Annotated in this window: 18 protein-coding genes; 7 read left to right on the forward strand and 11 right to left on the reverse strand. The window is 58.8% G+C overall.

All coding sequences use genetic code 11. From position 1 onward, the window contains the following. Positions 1-51 precede the first annotated feature (51 nt). Positions 52-2442: a glucose/quinate/shikimate family membrane-bound PQQ-dependent dehydrogenase gene (locus HMPREF9538_RS07550; RefSeq protein ID WP_002888816.1), complete on the reverse strand. Its 2391-nt coding sequence runs from the start codon at positions 2440-2442 to the stop codon at positions 52-54. Between the two features lie 80 nt (positions 2443-2522). On the opposite strand from HMPREF9538_RS07550, the gene HMPREF9538_RS32425 reads away from it, so the two are divergent. Together HMPREF9538_RS32425 and hpt are read left to right on the forward strand one after the other, a co-directional pair. Continuing rightward, entirely contained in the window at positions 2523-2642 is a 120-nt protein-coding gene (locus HMPREF9538_RS32425; RefSeq protein ID WP_012542835.1) for a hypothetical protein, read from the forward strand. Between the two features lie 4 nt (positions 2643-2646). Continuing rightward, on the forward strand, positions 2647-3183 hold the full coding sequence (gene hpt, locus HMPREF9538_RS07540; RefSeq protein ID WP_002888819.1) for a hypoxanthine phosphoribosyltransferase: 537 nt from the start codon (positions 2647-2649) through the stop codon (positions 3181-3183). 59 nt (positions 3184-3242) lie between these two features. Here hpt and can read toward each other — a convergent pair whose 3' ends face one another. Beyond that, positions 3243-3905 carry a carbonate dehydratase gene (gene can, locus HMPREF9538_RS07535; protein WP_002888821.1) on the reverse strand — a complete coding sequence of 221 codons (663 nt, stop codon included), beginning with the start codon at positions 3903-3905 and terminating at the stop codon, positions 3243-3245. A gap of 184 nt (positions 3906-4089) precedes the next feature. Between can and HMPREF9538_RS07530 the strand changes: the two genes are divergently transcribed. From HMPREF9538_RS07530 to HMPREF9538_RS07515, 4 genes are all read left to right on the forward strand, one after another. Continuing rightward, positions 4090-5016, forward strand: coding sequence for an ABC transporter ATP-binding protein (locus HMPREF9538_RS07530; protein ID WP_002888823.1), 927 nt, complete (start codon positions 4090-4092; stop codon positions 5014-5016). Continuing rightward, positions 5013-5783, forward strand: coding sequence for an ABC transporter permease (locus tag HMPREF9538_RS07525; protein WP_002888827.1), 771 nt, complete (start codon positions 5013-5015; stop codon positions 5781-5783). The genes HMPREF9538_RS07530 and HMPREF9538_RS07525 overlap by 4 nt, the downstream gene beginning before the upstream one ends. A 122-nt stretch (positions 5784-5905) precedes the next feature. Then, positions 5906-6346, forward strand: a complete 441-nt coding sequence (locus HMPREF9538_RS07520; protein WP_004177394.1) for a PTS sugar transporter subunit IIA — start codon at positions 5906-5908, stop codon at positions 6344-6346. Positions 6347-6404: 58 nt separating this feature from the next. Beyond that, positions 6405-7658: a polysaccharide deacetylase family protein gene (locus tag HMPREF9538_RS07515; protein ID WP_004145907.1), complete on the forward strand. Its 1254-nt coding sequence runs from the start codon at positions 6405-6407 to the stop codon at positions 7656-7658. Between the two features lie 35 nt (positions 7659-7693). On the opposite strand, the gene panD is transcribed toward HMPREF9538_RS07515, so the two are convergent. The 9 genes from panD to thpR all read right to left on the reverse strand — a co-directional run bounded on the left by panD (position 7694) and on the right by thpR (position 14689). Next, positions 7694-8074, reverse strand: coding sequence for an aspartate 1-decarboxylase (panD, locus tag HMPREF9538_RS07510; RefSeq protein WP_002888834.1), 381 nt, complete (start codon positions 8072-8074; stop codon positions 7694-7696). A 92-nt stretch (positions 8075-8166) separates the two neighbouring features. Then, complete coding sequence (gene panC / locus HMPREF9538_RS07505; RefSeq protein ID WP_002888835.1) at positions 8167-9021, reverse strand: pantoate--beta-alanine ligase; 855 nt, start codon at positions 9019-9021, stop codon at positions 8167-8169. Positions 9022-9032: 11 nt separating this feature from the next. Continuing rightward, on the reverse strand, positions 9033-9824 hold the full coding sequence (gene panB, locus HMPREF9538_RS07500) for a 3-methyl-2-oxobutanoate hydroxymethyltransferase (RefSeq protein ID WP_002888841.1): 792 nt from the start codon (positions 9822-9824) through the stop codon (positions 9033-9035). A gap of 120 nt (positions 9825-9944) precedes the next feature. Next, positions 9945-10424, reverse strand: coding sequence for a 2-amino-4-hydroxy-6-hydroxymethyldihydropteridine diphosphokinase (folK, locus tag HMPREF9538_RS07495; protein ID WP_009485787.1), 480 nt, complete (start codon positions 10422-10424; stop codon positions 9945-9947). Continuing rightward, positions 10421-11815, reverse strand: coding sequence for a polynucleotide adenylyltransferase PcnB (gene pcnB, locus HMPREF9538_RS0128180; protein WP_071526609.1), 1395 nt, complete (start codon positions 11813-11815; stop codon positions 10421-10423). The genes folK and pcnB overlap by 4 nt, the downstream gene beginning before the upstream one ends. 62 nt (positions 11816-11877) lie before the next feature. Next, positions 11878-12759 carry a tRNA glutamyl-Q(34) synthetase GluQRS gene (gluQRS, locus tag HMPREF9538_RS07490; RefSeq protein WP_004177391.1) on the reverse strand — a complete coding sequence of 294 codons (882 nt, stop codon included), beginning with the start codon at positions 12757-12759 and terminating at the stop codon, positions 11878-11880. A 59-nt stretch (positions 12760-12818) separates the two neighbouring features. Next, on the reverse strand, positions 12819-13274 hold the full coding sequence (gene dksA / locus HMPREF9538_RS07485; RefSeq protein WP_002888845.1) for an RNA polymerase-binding protein DksA: 456 nt from the start codon (positions 13272-13274) through the stop codon (positions 12819-12821). 162 nt (positions 13275-13436) lie between these two features. Further along, the gene (gene sfsA / locus HMPREF9538_RS07480; protein WP_002888848.1) at positions 13437-14153 is read right to left on the reverse strand and encodes a DNA/RNA nuclease SfsA; all 717 of its coding nucleotides are present in this window, start codon (positions 14151-14153) and stop codon (positions 13437-13439) included. Beyond that, positions 14153-14689: an RNA 2',3'-cyclic phosphodiesterase gene (thpR, locus tag HMPREF9538_RS07475; protein ID WP_004177389.1), complete on the reverse strand. Its 537-nt coding sequence runs from the start codon at positions 14687-14689 to the stop codon at positions 14153-14155. Before thpR ends, sfsA begins: the two co-directional genes overlap by 1 nt. Before the next feature lie 72 nt (positions 14690-14761). On the opposite strand from thpR, the gene hrpB reads away from it, so the two are divergent. Continuing rightward, a partial coding sequence (gene hrpB, locus HMPREF9538_RS30340) for an ATP-dependent helicase HrpB (RefSeq protein ID WP_071813929.1) occupies positions 14762-16232 on the forward strand: 1471 nt, incomplete at its 3' end.

Raw genomic sequence — 16232 nt, forward strand, 5'->3', positions numbered from 1 at the left:
AAAAAAAAAAAAAAAAAAAAAAACCGCCATTTTTCGTGGCCGTTTTGCGTTTTATTTGGCGTCATCCGGGAGCGCATAGGCGACAATATAATCGCCCATTTTGGTACCGAACGAGCCGTGACCGCCGGCAGAGATGACAACATACTGTTTGCCATTCACTTCGTAGGTCATCGGAGTCGCCTGACCGCCGGCTGGCAGACGGGCTTCCCACAGCTTCTCGCCGTTGCTCATATTGTACGCGCGCAGGTAGTTATCTGCAGTCGCGCCGATGAACAGGACGTTACCGGCCGTGGAAATCGGACCGCCCAGCATCGGCATCCCCATGGTAAACGGCAGTTTAACCGGCATCGGGAACGGCAGGCTGTCCTGCGGAGTACCGATACGTTTTTTCCATACCACTTCGTTGGTTTTCAGATCCAGGGCGGAGATATACCCCCAGGCCGGCTGTTTGCACGGCAGGCCGAACGGCGACAGGAACGGGTTCAGCGTTACGCCGTACGGGACGCCGTACTGCGGCTGCACGCCGGACTCGGTACCAGAGCCTTTCGCATCTTTCGGCGGCTCCATCGGATTGCCTGGCCCGCGCGGGATCAGTTTTGAGACGAAAGGCAGCGCCATCGGGTTGGCGATAGCCACCTGACGGTTCGGATCGACGGAGATACCGCCCCATTCAAACATCCCCAGGTTACCCGGGAACACCAGCGTGCCCTGCTCAGACGGCGGGGTGAAGATACCTTCATAGCGCAGCTGGTGGAAGATCACGCGGCACACCAACTGGTCGAACATAGTGGCGCCCCACATGTCCGCGCCGGTCAGATCTTTCTTCGGACGGAAGCTCAGATCGGAGAAGGGCTGGGTTTTGGTAACGTAATCACCTTTGGCAGCGCCCTGCGGTACTGGTTTTTCCGGCGCCGGGACCACCAGCTCGCCGTTACGACGATCCAGCACGAAGATGTTGCCGGTTTTCGCCGGGGCATAGATGACCGGTACGGTTTTGCCGTTGACCTCAATATCAGCCAGCGTCGGCTGGGAAGGCATGTCCATATCCCACAGATCGTGATGGACGGTCTGATAGCTCCAGGCCAGCTTACCAGTGGTGGCGTTCAGTGCCACAATCGAGCTGGCATAACGCTCTTGCTCCGGCGTACGGTTGCCGCCCCAGATGTCCGGAGTGGTCACGCCCATCGGCAGATAGACCAGATCCAGCTTAGCGTCGTAGGCGGCAGGCGCCCATGAGTTCGGCGAGTTGAGCGTGAAGTGATGTTCATCGCTCGGGATGGCGTTCGGATCTTTCGCACCCGGATCGAAGGCCCACAGCAGTTTACCGGTATTCACATCAAAGCCGCGGATCACGCCTGACGGCTCGCGGGTAGAGAAGTTATCGGTGACCGCGCCGGCAATCACGATGGTTTTATCGGTGATGATCGGCGGTGAAGTGGGTTCATACATGCCCGGCGTGGTGACCGGCATGTTGGTCTGCAGATTGAGAATACCTTTATTAGCAAAGGTTTCGCACAGCTTACCGTTGTCGGCGTTTACCGCGAACAGGCGACCATCGTTCACCGGCAGGATAATGCGGCGCGGACAGTCGGCGACGACGTCGGCAGGGGCGTTATCCGCTTTCGCTTCGTGATAAGAAACACCGCGGCAGGTGACGTGCTGGAACGACGGATCGGCGTTCAGCTGCGGGTCAAAATGCCACTTCTCTTTACCGGTGGCGGCGTCCAGCGCAAACAGGCGCTGGTGAGCGGTACACAGGAAGAGCGTATCGCCGACTTTAATCGGCGTCACTTCGTTAGTGATTTCACCCGGATCGTTCGGCTGTTTCAGGTCGCCGGTGCGGAACACCCAGGCTTCCTTCAGGTTCTTCACATTATCGGCGTTAATCTGCTTCAGCGGGGAGAAGCGCTGGCCTTCCTGGTTACGGCCATAGGCCGGCCAGTCGCCGTCGGCGACGGTGGAAATCGGTGCGGCCGGCGTAGCGTCGGCGCTCAGGGTGCCGTTGACTTCCTGCGGGTCGTTAAAACCAGCCCAGGTCAGCATGCCGCCGCTGATCAGCAGGGCGACGACCAGCGCGCCAACGGCGCCAGCGGAAGGCACCGGCAGACGACGCCAGACAAAGGGCAGGATCAGCCAGATGCCAAAGAAGACGAGGATATCGCTACGCGGCGTCAACGCCCAGAAGTCGAAACCAACTTCCCAGACGCCCCAGATCATGGTCGCCAGCAGCAGCGCGGCGTACAGCCACAGCGCAGCGCGCTTGCCGCGGAACAGCATTACGGTCACGCCCAGCATCACCAGCCCGGCGATAGGGTAGTACCAGGAGCCGCCAAGCACGACCAGCCATGCCCCGCCGATTAATAGATAGAGGCCGCAGAACGCTGCAAATAGCGCAGTCAGCGTCACCAGGAGCCTTGATTGTTGAGACTTTGTTTCAGCCATAAAAAGTTACTCATGTGTTTGTTAAATTTTTTAACTGCAATTAATTATAGGATTTAACAAGTGTGATCGGAATCACAAATATGGCTTTATTAATCCCTGCACCGAAGATTTCTTTTTGCTGGTATACTGGATGGCTTGCCGGTCATCGTCGGGGCGAAAGCAGCGGCTTTGATGATTTATATTTAGAATCAAATGGTTAGTATTATGAAACATACTGTAGAAGTGATGATCCCGGAATCCGAGATCAAAGCGCGTATCGCGGAACTGGGTCGTCAAATCAACGAACATTATCAGAACAGCGGCAGCGAAATGGTGCTGGTGGGGCTGCTGCGCGGCTCGTTTATGTTCATGGCCGACCTGTGCCGTGAAGTGCAGGTGCCGCATGAAGTCGATTTTATGACCGCCTCCAGCTACGGCAGCGGCATGTCCACCACTCGTGATGTGAAAATCCTTAAAGATCTGGATGAAGACATCCGTGGTAAAGACGTTCTGATCGTGGAAGACATCATCGACTCCGGCAATACCCTGTCTAAAGTTCGCGAAATCCTCAGCCTGCGCGAGCCGAAATCGCTGGCCATTTGTACGCTACTTGATAAACCCAGCCGCCGCGAAGTGAACGTCCCGGTTGAATACGTCGGTTTCGCGATTCCGGATGAGTTCGTGGTGGGCTACGGTATCGACTATGCTCAGCGCTACCGCCATCTGCCGTATATCGGCAAAGTCACCCTGCTGGACGAGTAAGGGGATATCCCACTCTGGACAGCGCGCGCCGCGCTCTCCAGGGTGGCGAAGTCTGAAGGCTATCTGTGGTTGATGTGCTTGATCTTGAGGTTGGAGATCCCGTGGCGATAGCGCTGTTCGAGGGTTTCCCTGCTCACAGCGGTGACATCCAGATCGCGCAGCAGTCCGTCGTGAATCCCGTAAGCCCAGCCGTGGATGGTCACCTTCTGTCCGCGCTTCCACGCGGATTGCATAATCGTCGAATGTCCCAGATTGTACACCTGTTCCATCACGTTCAGTTCACAAAGGGTATCCAGACGGCGCTCCTCTGGCATTTCACCGAGCAGCGAGCTGTGCTTAAACCAGATATCGCGGATATGCAGCAGCCAGTTGTCGATAAGCCCCAGCTCCGGGTTCTCCACCGCCGCCTGCACGCCGCCGCAGCCGTAGTGGCCGCAGATAATAATGTGCTCGACTTCCAGGACATCGACGGCATACTGCACCACCGACAGACAATTGAGATCGGTGTGGATCACCAGGTTCGCTACGTTACGATGCACGAACAGTTCGCCAGGCTCCAGGCCGGTGAGTCGCTCAGCGGGAACGCGGCTGTCCGAACAGCCAATCCACAGGAAGCGCGGTTTCTGCGTCTGCGACAGTTTCTCAAAAAAGCCGGGGTCCTCTTCCACCAGCATTTTTGACCATAGTGCATTGTTGCTGATGAGTGTATCTATATCATTCATGGACGTTATCGGCCTGTAACCAAGTAAGTGCGTTGCGCTAATATAGGGTAAGCTCACCTTTTTTAAAACCATCTTAACCCGTGATACTTCAGGCTGCAGATGCGTTGGCGGCGTCAGCGCCGGTCCAGCGCAAACGTGAGTCAGGCGGGTTAATGACGTGTCACGACACGAGAAGAGATATTTAATGACCATTGCTCTGGAATTAAAACAGCTCAAAAAAACCTATCCCGGCGGGGTTCAGGCGCTGCGGGGGATCGACCTGCAGGTCGAAGCGGGGGATTTTTATGCCCTGCTGGGCCCGAACGGGGCCGGAAAATCCACGACCATCGGCATCATCAGCTCGCTGGTGAACAAAACCTCTGGTCAGGTCAATGTCTTTGGCTACGATCTGGAGAAAGACGTCGTCAATGCCAAGCGCCAGCTTGGCCTGGTGCCGCAGGAGTTTAACTTCAACCCGTTCGAAACCGTGCAGCAGATCGTCGTTAACCAGGCGGGCTACTACGGCGTTGAGCGTAAAGAAGCCCTTTCCCGCAGTGAAAAGTATTTAAAACAGCTCGACCTGTGGGAAAAACGCAACGAACGCGCGAGGATGCTCTCCGGCGGGATGAAGCGCCGTCTGATGATCGCCCGCGCGTTGATGCATGAGCCGAAGCTGCTGATCCTCGACGAACCGACCGCCGGCGTCGATATTGAACTGCGTCGCTCGATGTGGGGCTTTCTCAAGGATCTCAACGATCGCGGAACCACCATTATCCTGACCACCCACTATCTCGAAGAGGCCGAAATGCTATGTCGCAACATCGGCATCATCCAGCACGGCGAGCTGGTGGAAAACACCTCGATGAAAGCGCTGCTGTCGAAGCTGAAGTCAGAGACCTTTATTCTTGACCTCGCGCCAAAAAGCCCGGTGCCGAAGCTCGAAGGCTATCAGTACCAGCTGGTCGATACCTCGACGCTGGAAGTGGAGGTTCTGCGTGAGCAGGGAATTAACAGCGTCTTCGCGCAGCTGAGCGCCCAGGGGGTGCAGGTACTGAGTATGCGTAACAAAGCCAACCGTCTGGAAGAGCTGTTTGTCACGCTGGTGCATGAGCGAAAAGGAGAATCAGCATGATGCAGCTTTATTGGGTCGCGCTGAAAAGCATCTGGACCAAAGAGATCCACCGTTTTATGCGCATCTGGGTACAGACGCTGGTGCCGCCGGTGATCACCATGACCCTGTATTTCGTGATCTTTGGCAACCTGATCGGCTCGCGCATTGGTGAGATGCATGGTTTTACCTATATGCAGTTTATCGTCCCGGGCCTGATCATGATGGCGGTGATCACTAACGCTTACGCCAACGTCGCCTCATCCTTCTTCAGCGCCAAGTTTCAGCGCAATATTGAAGAGCTGCTGGTGGCGCCAGTGCCGACGCATGTGATCATTGCCGGCTACGTGGGCGGCGGGGTAGCGCGAGGACTGTGCGTAGGTATCCTGGTGACCGCGGTGTCGCTATTCTTTGTGCCGTTCCAGGTTCACTCCTGGCTGTTTGTCGCCCTGACGCTGCTCCTCACCGCGGTGCTGTTCTCGCTGGCCGGGCTGCTGAACGCGGTGTTTGCCAAGACCTTTGATGACATTAGCCTGATCCCGACCTTTGTGCTGACGCCGCTGACCTATCTCGGCGGGGTGTTCTACTCGCTGACCCTGCTGCCGCCGTTCTGGCAGGGGCTGTCGCATCTGAACCCCATCGTCTACATGATCAGCGGTTTTCGCTTCGGCTTCCTCGGTATCAACGACGTCCCGCTGGCGACCACCTTCGCCGTGCTGGTGGTGTTCATTGTCGCCTTCTATCTGCTGTGCTGGTCGTTAATTCAGCGCGGTCGCGGCCTGCGTAGCTGATACTCATCATGGTTAGCGCTTCCTGAAGTAAATATGCGAAGCGCTAACCGCTTATCTTTGACTCCCATCACCGATACGTCATCTTCACCTTGCTACATTATTCGCTGGCTAAGGAGGGAAGCATGCTCGGATGGGTCATTACCTGTCACGATGAGCTGGCGCAGGAGATGCTGGATCGTCTTGAACAAAAGTTTGGTCCGCTGGCCCAGTGCCGGGCGGTCAATTACTGGCGCAATCTCAGCAGCAATATGTTGAGCCGGATGATGTGCGATGCGCTGCATGCCACCGACTCCGGGGACGGGGTCATTTTTCTCACTGACAAAACCGGTGCGGCGCCTTATCGGGCCGCGGCGCTGATGAGTCACAAACATACCCACTGCGAAGTGATCTCCGGCGTCAGCTATCCACTCCTTGAGCGAATGTATCTCCTGCGAGGCACGTTAAGCAGCGTGGCGTTTCGCCAGGCGATCGTCAGCGCGGGCGGGCCGATGGTGAGCAGCCTGTGGCATCAGCAGCAGAAGAACCCCCCGTTCCGGTTGCGCCATGATGCCTGGGGAAATTAAGCAGCGGGACAGATACCGCTTTTGTTACAATAACCGCCGTTGATGGTATAACGGTTTGATGCGTATGCTTGCCCGATTTTTGACCCTGCTTCTTTTCCTGACCTCACTCAGCGCCTCCGCCAGCCTGCTTAGCCAGCAGGGCAAGGCTGTGCGCTATATGCAAACCACCGAAGACGCGGTCATCTGGGCGCAGGTGGGAAACCATGTGGTCAGCGTCGGCAATGTTCGTGCCGGGCAGATCCTCGCAGTCGTCCCGACGGCGGCTGACTACTATGAGTTTCGTTTCGGCTTTGGCACCGGGTTTATTGATAAAGGGCATCTCGAGCCGGTGCAGGGCAAGCAGCGGGTAGAGGACCGTTTGGGGGATCTTAATAAACCGCTGAGTAACCAAAATTTACTCACCTGGAAAGATACACCGCTCTATGACGCTCCCTCGGTAAGCAGCGCGCCGTTCGGCACGCTGGCCAACAATCTGCGCTATCCGATCCTCAGCAAGCTGAAGGACCGGCTCAATCAGACCTGGTTTCAGATCCGCATTGGCGACCGGCTGGCGTGGGTCAGTAGTCTGGACGCGCAGGAGGATCACGGTATTCCCGTGCTGACCTATCACCATATTCTGCGCGATGAAGAGAACACCCGTTTTCGTCATACGTCGACCACCACCTCGGTTCGCGCCTTCACGAATCAGATGACCTGGCTGCGCGATCAGGGCTATACCACGCTGACCCTGTATCAGCTGGAAGGCTATGTGCGTAATAAAATCAATCTCCCGGCGCGGGCGGTGGCGATCACTTTCGATGATGGCTTGAAATCGGTGAACCGCTACGCCTATCCGGTGCTGAAACAGTACGGTTTCCATGCCACCGCGTTTATTATCTCCTCGCGTATTAAGCGCCATCCGCAGAAGTGGGATCCGAAATCCCTGCAGTTTATGAGCATTTCCGAGCTACGCCAGATCCAGGACGTCTTTGATATTCAGTCGCATACTCACTTCCTGCATCGGGTTGACGCCGGCCGGCGGCCGATTTTATTCAGTCGCAATTACCATAATATTCTGTTTGATTTCGCCCGCTCGCGCCGGGCGCTGAGCCAGTTTAATCCGCACGTTCTCTACCTTTCCTATCCCTTCGGCGGCTATAACGCTACGGCGGTGCAGGCGGCGAATGACGCCGGGTTTCATATGGCGGTAACGACGGTGCGTGGGAAGGTGAAGCCGGGGGACAATCCGTTTCTGTTAAAGCGGTTATATATCTTACGCACGGATTCGCTGGAGACGATGTCGCGGCTGATCAGTAACCAGCCGCAGGGGTAATACCGACGCTGCGCCTGAGCGCAGCGTCGCGGCCATCAGGCGACCTGTACCGGAATAGCTTTTGCCTGGCGCTTCATTTCGTTGTCGCCTTCGAAGTAGGCGATGTTAGGCTGCCAGCTGCGCGCCTCTTCGTCCGACATGGTAACGAAGCTGGCGATGATCAAAATATCGCCGACGCTGGCGCAGTGCGCGGCGGCGCCGTTAACGGAGATGATCCGGGAGCCCCGCTCGGCGGCAATGGCGTAGGTGGAGAAACGGTTGCCGTTGGTGACGTTCCAGAGGTGAATAGTTTCATTCTCCAGAATACCGGCCGCATCCAGGAAGTCCTGGTCAATGGCGCAAGAACCTTCATAGTGCAGGTCCGCCTGCGTGACTTTTACGCGGTGGAGCTTGCCCTGCAGCATATTACGCATCATAACTTCTACCCTTCAACCTTAATGTAGCAGAGCGGACACGGCGCCCGCCCTGAGAAAAGCCCGGGCAGTATTGCCCGATTTTTACCCGCTGTCTACTGAGCGAGCGTGACGATCCGGTTGTCGATCAGGCGAGCCTGCCCCAGCCAGGCGGCCATCAGGATCACCGCGCGCTGGCTGGCATCGGTCAGCTCAAGCAGGGTGTCGGCATCGCGGATCTGAATGTCGTCGGCGCGGAAGCCTTTCTCATTCAGCTCCTGTTCAGCGATAGCGATGATCTCATCGAGCTGCCGATCGCCGGCGGCCAGCTTTTCCGCCACCGCGCTCAGCACTTTATACAGACCAGGCGCGATTTTGCGCTGGTCGGCGGTCAGGTAGCCGTTACGCGAACTCAGCGCCAGGCCATCTTTCGCGCGGACGATCGGCACGCCGATGATCTCAATGTCGTAGCCCATGTCGGCGACCATCTTGCGGATCAGCGCCAACTGCTGGAAGTCTTTCTCGCCGAAGCAGGCGACGTCTGGTTGAACAAGGTTGAACAGCTTACTGACGATGGTCGACACGCCGCGGAAATGGCCCGGGCGGCTGGCGCCTTCGAGCATGGTGGATAATCCCGGAACGTCGACGTAGGTCTGGCCTTCAGTACCCTGGGGGTACACTTCCGCCGGCGTCGGCGCGAAGACAAAGTCGACATGACGTTTGTTCAGCTTTTCGCAATCATCCTGTAAGGTGCGCGGGTAGCGCGCCAGGTCGTCGACGCGGTCAAACTGCATCGGATTGACGAAAATACTGACCACCACCACGTCCGCACTGGCTTTGGCTTCATCAACCAGCTTCATATGACCATCATGCAGGTTGCCCATCGTCGGGACCAACGCGATACGCTTACCTTCCTGACGCAGACGGCGGATATGCTGCCGCAGCAGCAGTACGGATTCAATAATCAGCACAACAAGACTCCTTAATGGAAACTGTGTTCTTCGCCCGGATAGACTCCGGATTCGACTTCGGCAATATACTGCCGCACCGCGGCGCGGATGTCGCCCGCTTCGGCAAGGAAATTCTTGGCAAATTTAGGAATGTGGCCGCCGGTAATGCCGAAAGCGTCATGCATCACGAGGATTTGCCCGTCGGTGACATTGCCCGCGCCGATGCCGATCACTGGAATGGTCAGAGCGTCGGTGATGCGCTTCGCCAGTTCAACCGGCACGCACTCCAGGACCAACAGCTGCGCACCCGCCGCCTCCAGCGCTAACGCGTCTTCAAACAGGGTCTGCGCCGCATCGCCGCGACCCTGCACTTTATACCCACCGAATACGTTCACCGACTGCGGCGTCAGGCCAAGATGGCCGCAAACCGGCACCGCGCGCTCCGCCAGCATCCTCACGGTGTCGGCCAGCCAGGCGCCGCCCTCGAGTTTGACCATATTGGCGCCAGCGCGCATCACGATGGCGGCATTTGCAAAGGTCTGCTCGGGGGTGGCATAGGCCATGAACGGCAGGTCGGCAAGCAGCAGGCTGTTTGGCGCGCCGCGGCGGACGGCGCGGGTGTGATAGGCGATATCTTCCACGGTAACCGGCAGGGTGGAGTCGTGACCCTGCACCGTCATTCCCAGCGAGTCGCCTACCAGCAGCACATTTATGCCTTCATCGGCGAACAGCTTCGCGAAGCTGTGATCGTAGGCGGTAATGGTGGCAAAGCGCTTCTTTTCCTGTTTGCATTTCTGCAGCAGGGCAATGGTGGTCGGTTTCATAACATTTCCTGATGATGAAAGTCATATTAACCGGCATTCTAACAGCAGCATTCAGAGGGGCAATGATTTTGGGCAACCGATTACGACGATCGCCGCAAATGCTAAAAAAGGGAGAGGGGATTACCAGCTGGCGGGCTTTGCCGCGCCGAGATTATCCAGCACGGCGCGCAGCGCCGGGCCGTCAGGAAAGTGAAGGTCCGGGGCGATCTCGAACAGCGGCCAGAGCATAAAGCCGCGGTTTTTCATATCATAGTGCGGAACGGTCAGGCGCTCGCTGTTAATGACAGCATCGCCAAACAGCATGATATCGAGGTCCAGCGTGCGCGGCCCCCAGCGTTCGGCTTTGCGCACTCGCCCCTGCTGCAGTTCGATGCGCTGAGTATGATCGAGCAGCGTCTCGGGGGGCAGGGCGGTTTCCAGCGCAACGGCGGCGTTGAGATAGTCCGGCTGATCCTGCGGGCCCAGCGGCGGCGTGCGGTAGAACGAAGAGACGGCGACCACGCGGCTGTGCGGAATTTCGCCCAGGGCGCGGATAGCCGCCTGCACCTGCTCCAGTGGAGAAGCAAGGTTGCTGCCAAGAGCGATATAGACCAGAGTCATGCGCTACCCTGGCGCGGCGCGCGCTTGCGCGGACGACGGTGACGACGGCGCGGCGCAGGATCGTCCCCGAGGTCGTTGAGCATATCTTTTTGCGCCGGCGGCGCGGCGACCTGGAATTCGCCCCACCATTTGGTCAGGCGCTGCAGTTCGTGGTTGTTCTCGGCGCCGGCGCGTAGCTCCAGCAGGTCATAGGCGGCGCGGAATTTCGGATGCTCCATCAGCTTCCAGGCGCGTTTGCCCTGACGACGGGACATGCGCAGCTGCAGCTGCCAGATATCACGAATAAGGGTGGTGATGCGCTTAGGGATCGCCAGCGTACGGCAGGCTTCGTCCAGCACATCGTTCATCGCCAGGGCGAAGGCGTCGTAGTACGCCAGGCCGCTCTCCTGAGCGATTTTTTGCGCCGTCTCCAGCAGCGGATACCAAAACATCACCGCGAAGAGGAAGGCCGGATTGACGCGCATATCGTTATGAATGCGGGTATCGGTATTCTTCAGCACCTGGCTGATGATCCGCTCCATCGGGCTGTCGCCGCGCTCGGTAAAGTAGCGGGTGATGGTCGGGAACAGCGGCTGGAACAGGCTGTATTCCCGCAGCAGCATGTAGGTCTGGTAGCCATACCCGGCCTGCAGCAGCTTGAGCACTTCTTCGAACAGACGCGCCGGCGGCACATCGTGGAGCAGGGCGGCCAGGCGCGGCAGCGGTTCAGCCGTTTCCGGGCTGATGGTCATATTGAGCTTGGCAGCAAAGCGCACCGCGCGCAGCATGCGCACTGGATCCTCGCGATAGCGGGTTTCCGGATTGCCGATCAGGCGGATCACGCCGTCCTGCAGATCCTTCATGCCGCCGACGTAGTCGCGAACGGTAAAGTCCGCCACGCTGTAATAGAGGCTGTTGATAGTGAAGTCGCGACGCTGGGCATCCTCCTCGATCGAGCCGAAGATGTTATCGCGCAGCAGCATGCCGTTCTGGCCCCGCTGGGAGGTGACGCGATCGGTGGTATGCCCTTCGTGATGGCCACGGAAGGTGGCGACCTCAATGATTTCCGGCCCGAACATCACATGCGCCAGGCGGAAACGTCGCCCAACCAGACGGCAGTTGCGGAACAGCTTGCGTACCTGATCCGGCGTGGCGTTGGTGGTAACGTCAAAATCTTTTGGCTTTTTGCCAAGCAGCAGGTCGCGGACGCCGCCGCCGACCAGCCAGGATTCGTAGCCCGCCTTGTTGAGGCGGTACATGACCTTGAGGGCGTTTTCACTGATATCTTTGCGGGAAATAGCATGCTGCTCACGCGGGATCACCGTCATAGGCGTTGGTTCGACGGCGGCTTCTGCCTCGCGCTCCTCACGGCTTAGCACCTTACGGCAAAAATTAGCGACTCGGGTAAAAATGGTGCACCTCGTAGTGTCAGACGGACTTCAGATCAACTGTACAGTGTAAAAATAGCGGCTAATCATAGCTCAGCGGGAGCCATTTGAGAATGCTCGATTTTCGCCGGCTGCCAGTTGGCGACGGCCTGGACGAGTAAATCATCGATGCTCAGGGCCTGCCACTCCTCGGGGATCGCCTGATTCAGAAAGCGGAGCGCCCGGACGATTTCGGGGCGCGGATCGCCTTCCGGCAGCGCCGGCGCGTGGTTTTGTTTAGAGAGTTTATTGCCGTCGCCATTGAGAGCCAGCGGCAGATGGAGGTAATCCGGCGCCTGCCAGCCAAAATGCTGATACAGCGAAATCTGCCGCACCGTCGGCTCAATCAGGTCTGCGCCGCGGACAATCTCGGTGATCCCCTGAAAGTGGTCGTCGACCACCACCGCCAGGTTGTAGGCGAACAGCCCGTCGCGACGGTGGATAATAAAATCCTCACGCGCCAGCGGCTCATTGGCGATGAGCGTGCCGCGCAGACGGTCGCTAAACTGCAGCACCGGACGGGTTTGGCGCAGGCGCAGCGCGGCGTTTTCCGCCCCCAGCCCGAGATCGCGGCAGTGGCCGTCGTAGATCCCGCCCACGGCGTGGATCCGCGCGCGGGTGCAAGTGCAGTAATAGCTCAGCCCTTGCTCGCCCAGCCACGTCAGCGCCTCGCGGTAGGCTTCGTGCCGTTGCGACTGCCACAGCACGTCGCCATCCCAGTGCAGACCGTAGTGGTCAAGCTGGCGCAGGATGGTATCGGCGGCACCGGGGACTTCGCGCGGCGGGTCGATATCTTCAATACGAACACGCCAGATACCCTGGTTCGCGCGGGCTTGCAGGTAGCTGCCGAGCGCGGCGATCAGAGAGCCGAAGTGGAGTTCGCCGGAGGGGGAGGGGGCGAAGCGCCCTATATAGCGTGAGTCAGTCATGGTAAGGACAACAGAACCAGGCGGGAGAGACTCCCGCCAGAGAGTGAGGCAGCAGGGGATTAGCCCGCCATCTGTTTTTCGCGAATTTCCGCCAGGGTTTTGCAGTCAATGCACAGATCCGCTGTCGGACGCGCTTCCAGACGGCGAATGCCGATCTCCACGCCGCAGGATTCGCAGTAGCCGAAGTCTTCGTCTTCAACTTTTTTCAGCGTTTTCTCGATCTTTTTGATCAGTTTACGTTCGCGGTCGCGGTTACGCAGTTCCAGGCTGAACTCTTCTTCCTGGGCGGCACGGTCTACCGGGTCCGGGAAGTTAGCTGCTTCATCCTGCATGTGCGATACGGTGCGATCCACTTCATCCCTGAGTTGATTACGCCATGCTTCAAGAATACGCTTGAAGTGCGCCAGCTGGGCTTCGTTCATATACTCTTCGCCCGGTTTCTCTTGGTACGGCTCCACCCCAGCGATGGCGAGAATACTCAGGGACGATGTTTTACGGTTTTGCCCTTCTTGCATGTTGCTTCTCCTTAACACGCACTATCGATCCCCATGTGGGGGAAAATCAGGCCGCTATAAATAGCAGATGCTTTTCCGGATAGCAATTATCTAAACGTTACACTTGACAACCCTGTGAAGAAAAGCGTATTCGCGCTTGCGACCCGAACACTATTTAGCCACTTATTTACCGGGGTTTAACACCACGGCGATCGGCTTATTCAGAGTCATCCTCGTCGTAGAAAGTTCCGCTTTCCAGGCGAGAATTTCCACCCCCTTGTCCTGGGCTTCTGTTAACAGCTGTGCGTATCTGGCATCAATATGATGCGCGGGAGAAAAACGGTCAATTGCCGAATGCAGGACGGCAAATAAAATCACCGCGCGGTCGCCATTTGCCGCGACGGCCATCAGTTCCCGCAGATGCTTCTGACCGCGCGTGGTCACCGCATCGGGAAAATAACCGTATTCTTTCTCCGCCAACGTAACCGATTTCACTTCAATATAGCAGTTTTGTCGGTCATCTGCCTGTAACATAATATCGATACGGCTATTCTCTTCGCCATATTTCACTTCGCTTTTCAGCTGGTTATAGCCTGAAAGTTCAGGAATTATTCCGGCGGAAATCGCCTCTTTCGCCAAAGAATTCGCGCGCAGCGTATTGACGCAAATAACTGCGCCCTGCTGGGTTTCAGTTAATTCCCAGGTGTGGGCATATTTGCGCTTCGCATTGTCCGAGGTGGAATACCAGACGGTGTCGCCCGGGGCGGCGCAGCCGGTCATCGCCCCGGTATTCGGGCAGTGGAGCGTCAGCTCGCGGCCATCGGGGGTGACCACGTCAGCAAGAAATCGTTTGTAACGTTTAAGCAAAATGGCGGGCTGCAACGGCGGATCAAACTGCATCAACTTTCCTTATCAAACGGATAACGTTCCAGCGCCGTGTAGCGCGTGCGCCCGCGGCTAAAGCTGGACTCATAGAGCACGAACTCGTTCACCGGAAACGTCCAGCGAAAGCCGGGGGCCGGGATCGGCACCGCCTGGCGAGCATCGCGCCACAGGGTAATATGCGGGTGAAACGGCTGCGGGCTCTGATAGCAGCCGCTGCGCGCCGCCTGAGCGCGCAACATGCTGGCGAGCTGCAGCAGGCCGCGCGGCGGCTGGCGGGTTCCGAGCCATACCACTCGCGAACGTAGCCACTGTCCGGCATCGTCCAGCGTCAGGGTAAAGCCCGGCTGGCGCAGCCGGCCAGCGAGAGCGGCCAGCGCCCGCTGTTTTTCCGCGCTCACCTCGCCGAGAAACGCCAGCGTCAGATGAAGATTATCCGCCGCGACGGGCCTGCCGGCATCTTCGGGGAAGTGCGTTGCCCGCCACTGGACAATCTGCTTCTGGACGGCAGACGGCAGTTCAAGCGCAAAAAACAGCCTTTTCGGCTCAGACATGATAGAGACTCGGTAATGAATTAGGGGGATGCTACAATGCGAACCCCTGAATGTTAACCCCCGGAGCCTTTTGTGTCCTCATTGCCGGTTGCCGCTGTCCTTCCAGAACTGTTATCCGCCCTGCAGCATGCGCCGCAGGTTTTGCTCAACGCGCCGACCGGCGCCGGGAAGTCGACCTGGCTGCCGCTGCAGATCCTCGCCGAGGGCAACATCGCGGGACGCATTATCCTGCTCGAGCCGAGGCGCCTGGCGGCGCGTAATGTCGCGCAGCGGCTGGCTGAACTGCTTGGCGAAAAGCCGGGGGAGACCGTGGGTTTCCGCATGCGCGCCGAAACCTGCGTCGGACCGCAGACCCGCCTGGAGGTGGTTACGGAGGGGATCCTGACGCGCATGATCCAGCGCGATCCGGAGCTGACGGGCGTGGGGCTGGTGATCCTCGATGAGTTTCACGAGCGCAGCCTGCAGGCGGATCTGGCCCTGGCCCTGCTGCTGGACGTCCAGCAGGGGTTACGTGACGATCTCAAGCTGCTGATCATGTCGGCGACCCTCGATAACGATCGCCTGCAGCGTCTGCTGCCGGAGGCGCCGGTGGTGGTCTCGGAGGGGCGCGCTTATCCGGTGGAGCGTCGCTTCAGCCCGCTCTCCGCGCACCAGCGTTTTGATGAGGCGGTGGCGGTAGCGGTGGCGGAGCTCCTGCGGCATGAACAGGGATCGATGCTGCTGTTTCTGCCCGGCGTCGGCGAGATCCAGCGCGTTCTGGAACAGCTGACGGAGCGCGTGGCGGAGGATGTCATTCTCTGCCCGCTGTATGGCGCGTTGCCCTTAAGCGAACAGCGCAAAGCGATCCTCCCGGCGCCGGCCGGGAAGCGCAAAGTGGTGCTGGCCACCAATATTGCCGAGACCAGTTTGACCATCGAGGGGATCCGCCTGGTGGTCGACAGCGCCCAGGAGCGGGTCGCCCGCTTTGACCCGCGCACCGGCCTGACCCGGCTGGTGACGCAGCGCATCAGCCAGGCATCGATGATGCAGCGTGCCGGACGCGCCGGTCGTCTCTCCCCGGGGATCTGCCTGCATTTGCTCGGCAAAGAACAGGCGGAACGGGCGGCGGCGCAGAGCGAGCCGGAGATCCTGCACAGCGATCTGTCGGCGCTGTTACTGGAGCTGCTGCAGTGGGGCTGCCACGATCCGGCCGCGCTGGCCTGGCTGGATCAGCCGCCCGCGGTCAATCTGGCCGCCGCGCGCCGCCTGCTGGAGGCGTTGTCGGCGCTGGACGGCGAGCGGCTGTCGGCGTTTGGCCGCAAAATGGCAGCGCTTGGCAACGAGCCGCGGCTGGCGGCGATGCTGGCCGCCGCGCAGACCGATGACGAGGCGGTGACAGCGGCAAAGCTGGCGGCGATCCTCGAGGAGCCGCCGCGCGGCGGGCTGGTGGATTTGGGGGCCGTCTTTTCCCGTCAGCAGGCCAACTGGCAGCAGCGATCGCAGCAGCTGATGAAGCGCCTGGCCCGCCGCGGCGGCCAGCCCGATGCCGGGCTAATGGCGGGGC

Origin of the sequence: Klebsiella sp. MS 92-3 (genome assembly GCF_000195655.1) — a bacterium.
In the GTDB taxonomy this organism is placed as follows: domain Bacteria; phylum Pseudomonadota; class Gammaproteobacteria; order Enterobacterales; family Enterobacteriaceae; genus Klebsiella; species Klebsiella pneumoniae.

Bases quoted from the DNA above. Each gene is read 5' to 3' on its own strand.
- HMPREF9538_RS07550 (WP_002888816.1), bottom strand. From the start codon at position 2,442: ATGGCTGAAACAAAGTCTCAACAATCAAGGCTCCTGGTGACGCTGACT.
- HMPREF9538_RS32425 (WP_012542835.1), top strand. From the start codon at position 2,523: ATGGCTTTATTAATCCCTGCACCGAAGATTTCTTTTTGCTGGTATACT.
- hpt (WP_002888819.1), top strand. From the start codon at position 2,647: ATGAAACATACTGTAGAAGTGATGATCCCGGAATCCGAGATCAAAGCG.
- can (WP_002888821.1), bottom strand. From the start codon at position 3,905: ATGAATGATATAGATACACTCATCAGCAACAATGCACTATGGTCAAAA.
- HMPREF9538_RS07530 (WP_002888823.1), top strand. From the start codon at position 4,090: ATGACCATTGCTCTGGAATTAAAACAGCTCAAAAAAACCTATCCCGGC.
- HMPREF9538_RS07525 (WP_002888827.1), top strand. From the start codon at position 5,013: ATGATGCAGCTTTATTGGGTCGCGCTGAAAAGCATCTGGACCAAAGAG.
- HMPREF9538_RS07520 (WP_004177394.1), top strand. From the start codon at position 5,906: ATGCTCGGATGGGTCATTACCTGTCACGATGAGCTGGCGCAGGAGATG.
- HMPREF9538_RS07515 (WP_004145907.1), top strand. From the start codon at position 6,405: ATGCGTATGCTTGCCCGATTTTTGACCCTGCTTCTTTTCCTGACCTCA.
- panD (WP_002888834.1), bottom strand. From the start codon at position 8,074: ATGATGCGTAATATGCTGCAGGGCAAGCTCCACCGCGTAAAAGTCACG.
- panB (WP_002888841.1), bottom strand. From the start codon at position 9,824: ATGAAACCGACCACCATTGCCCTGCTGCAGAAATGCAAACAGGAAAAG.
- folK (WP_009485787.1), bottom strand. From the start codon at position 10,424: ATGACTCTGGTCTATATCGCTCTTGGCAGCAACCTTGCTTCTCCACTG.
- gluQRS (WP_004177391.1), bottom strand. From the start codon at position 12,759: ATGACTGACTCACGCTATATAGGGCGCTTCGCCCCCTCCCCCTCCGGC.
- dksA (WP_002888845.1), bottom strand. From the start codon at position 13,274: ATGCAAGAAGGGCAAAACCGTAAAACATCGTCCCTGAGTATTCTCGCC.
- sfsA (WP_002888848.1), bottom strand. From the start codon at position 14,153: ATGCAGTTTGATCCGCCGTTGCAGCCCGCCATTTTGCTTAAACGTTAC.
- thpR (WP_004177389.1), bottom strand. From the start codon at position 14,689: ATGTCTGAGCCGAAAAGGCTGTTTTTTGCGCTTGAACTGCCGTCTGCC.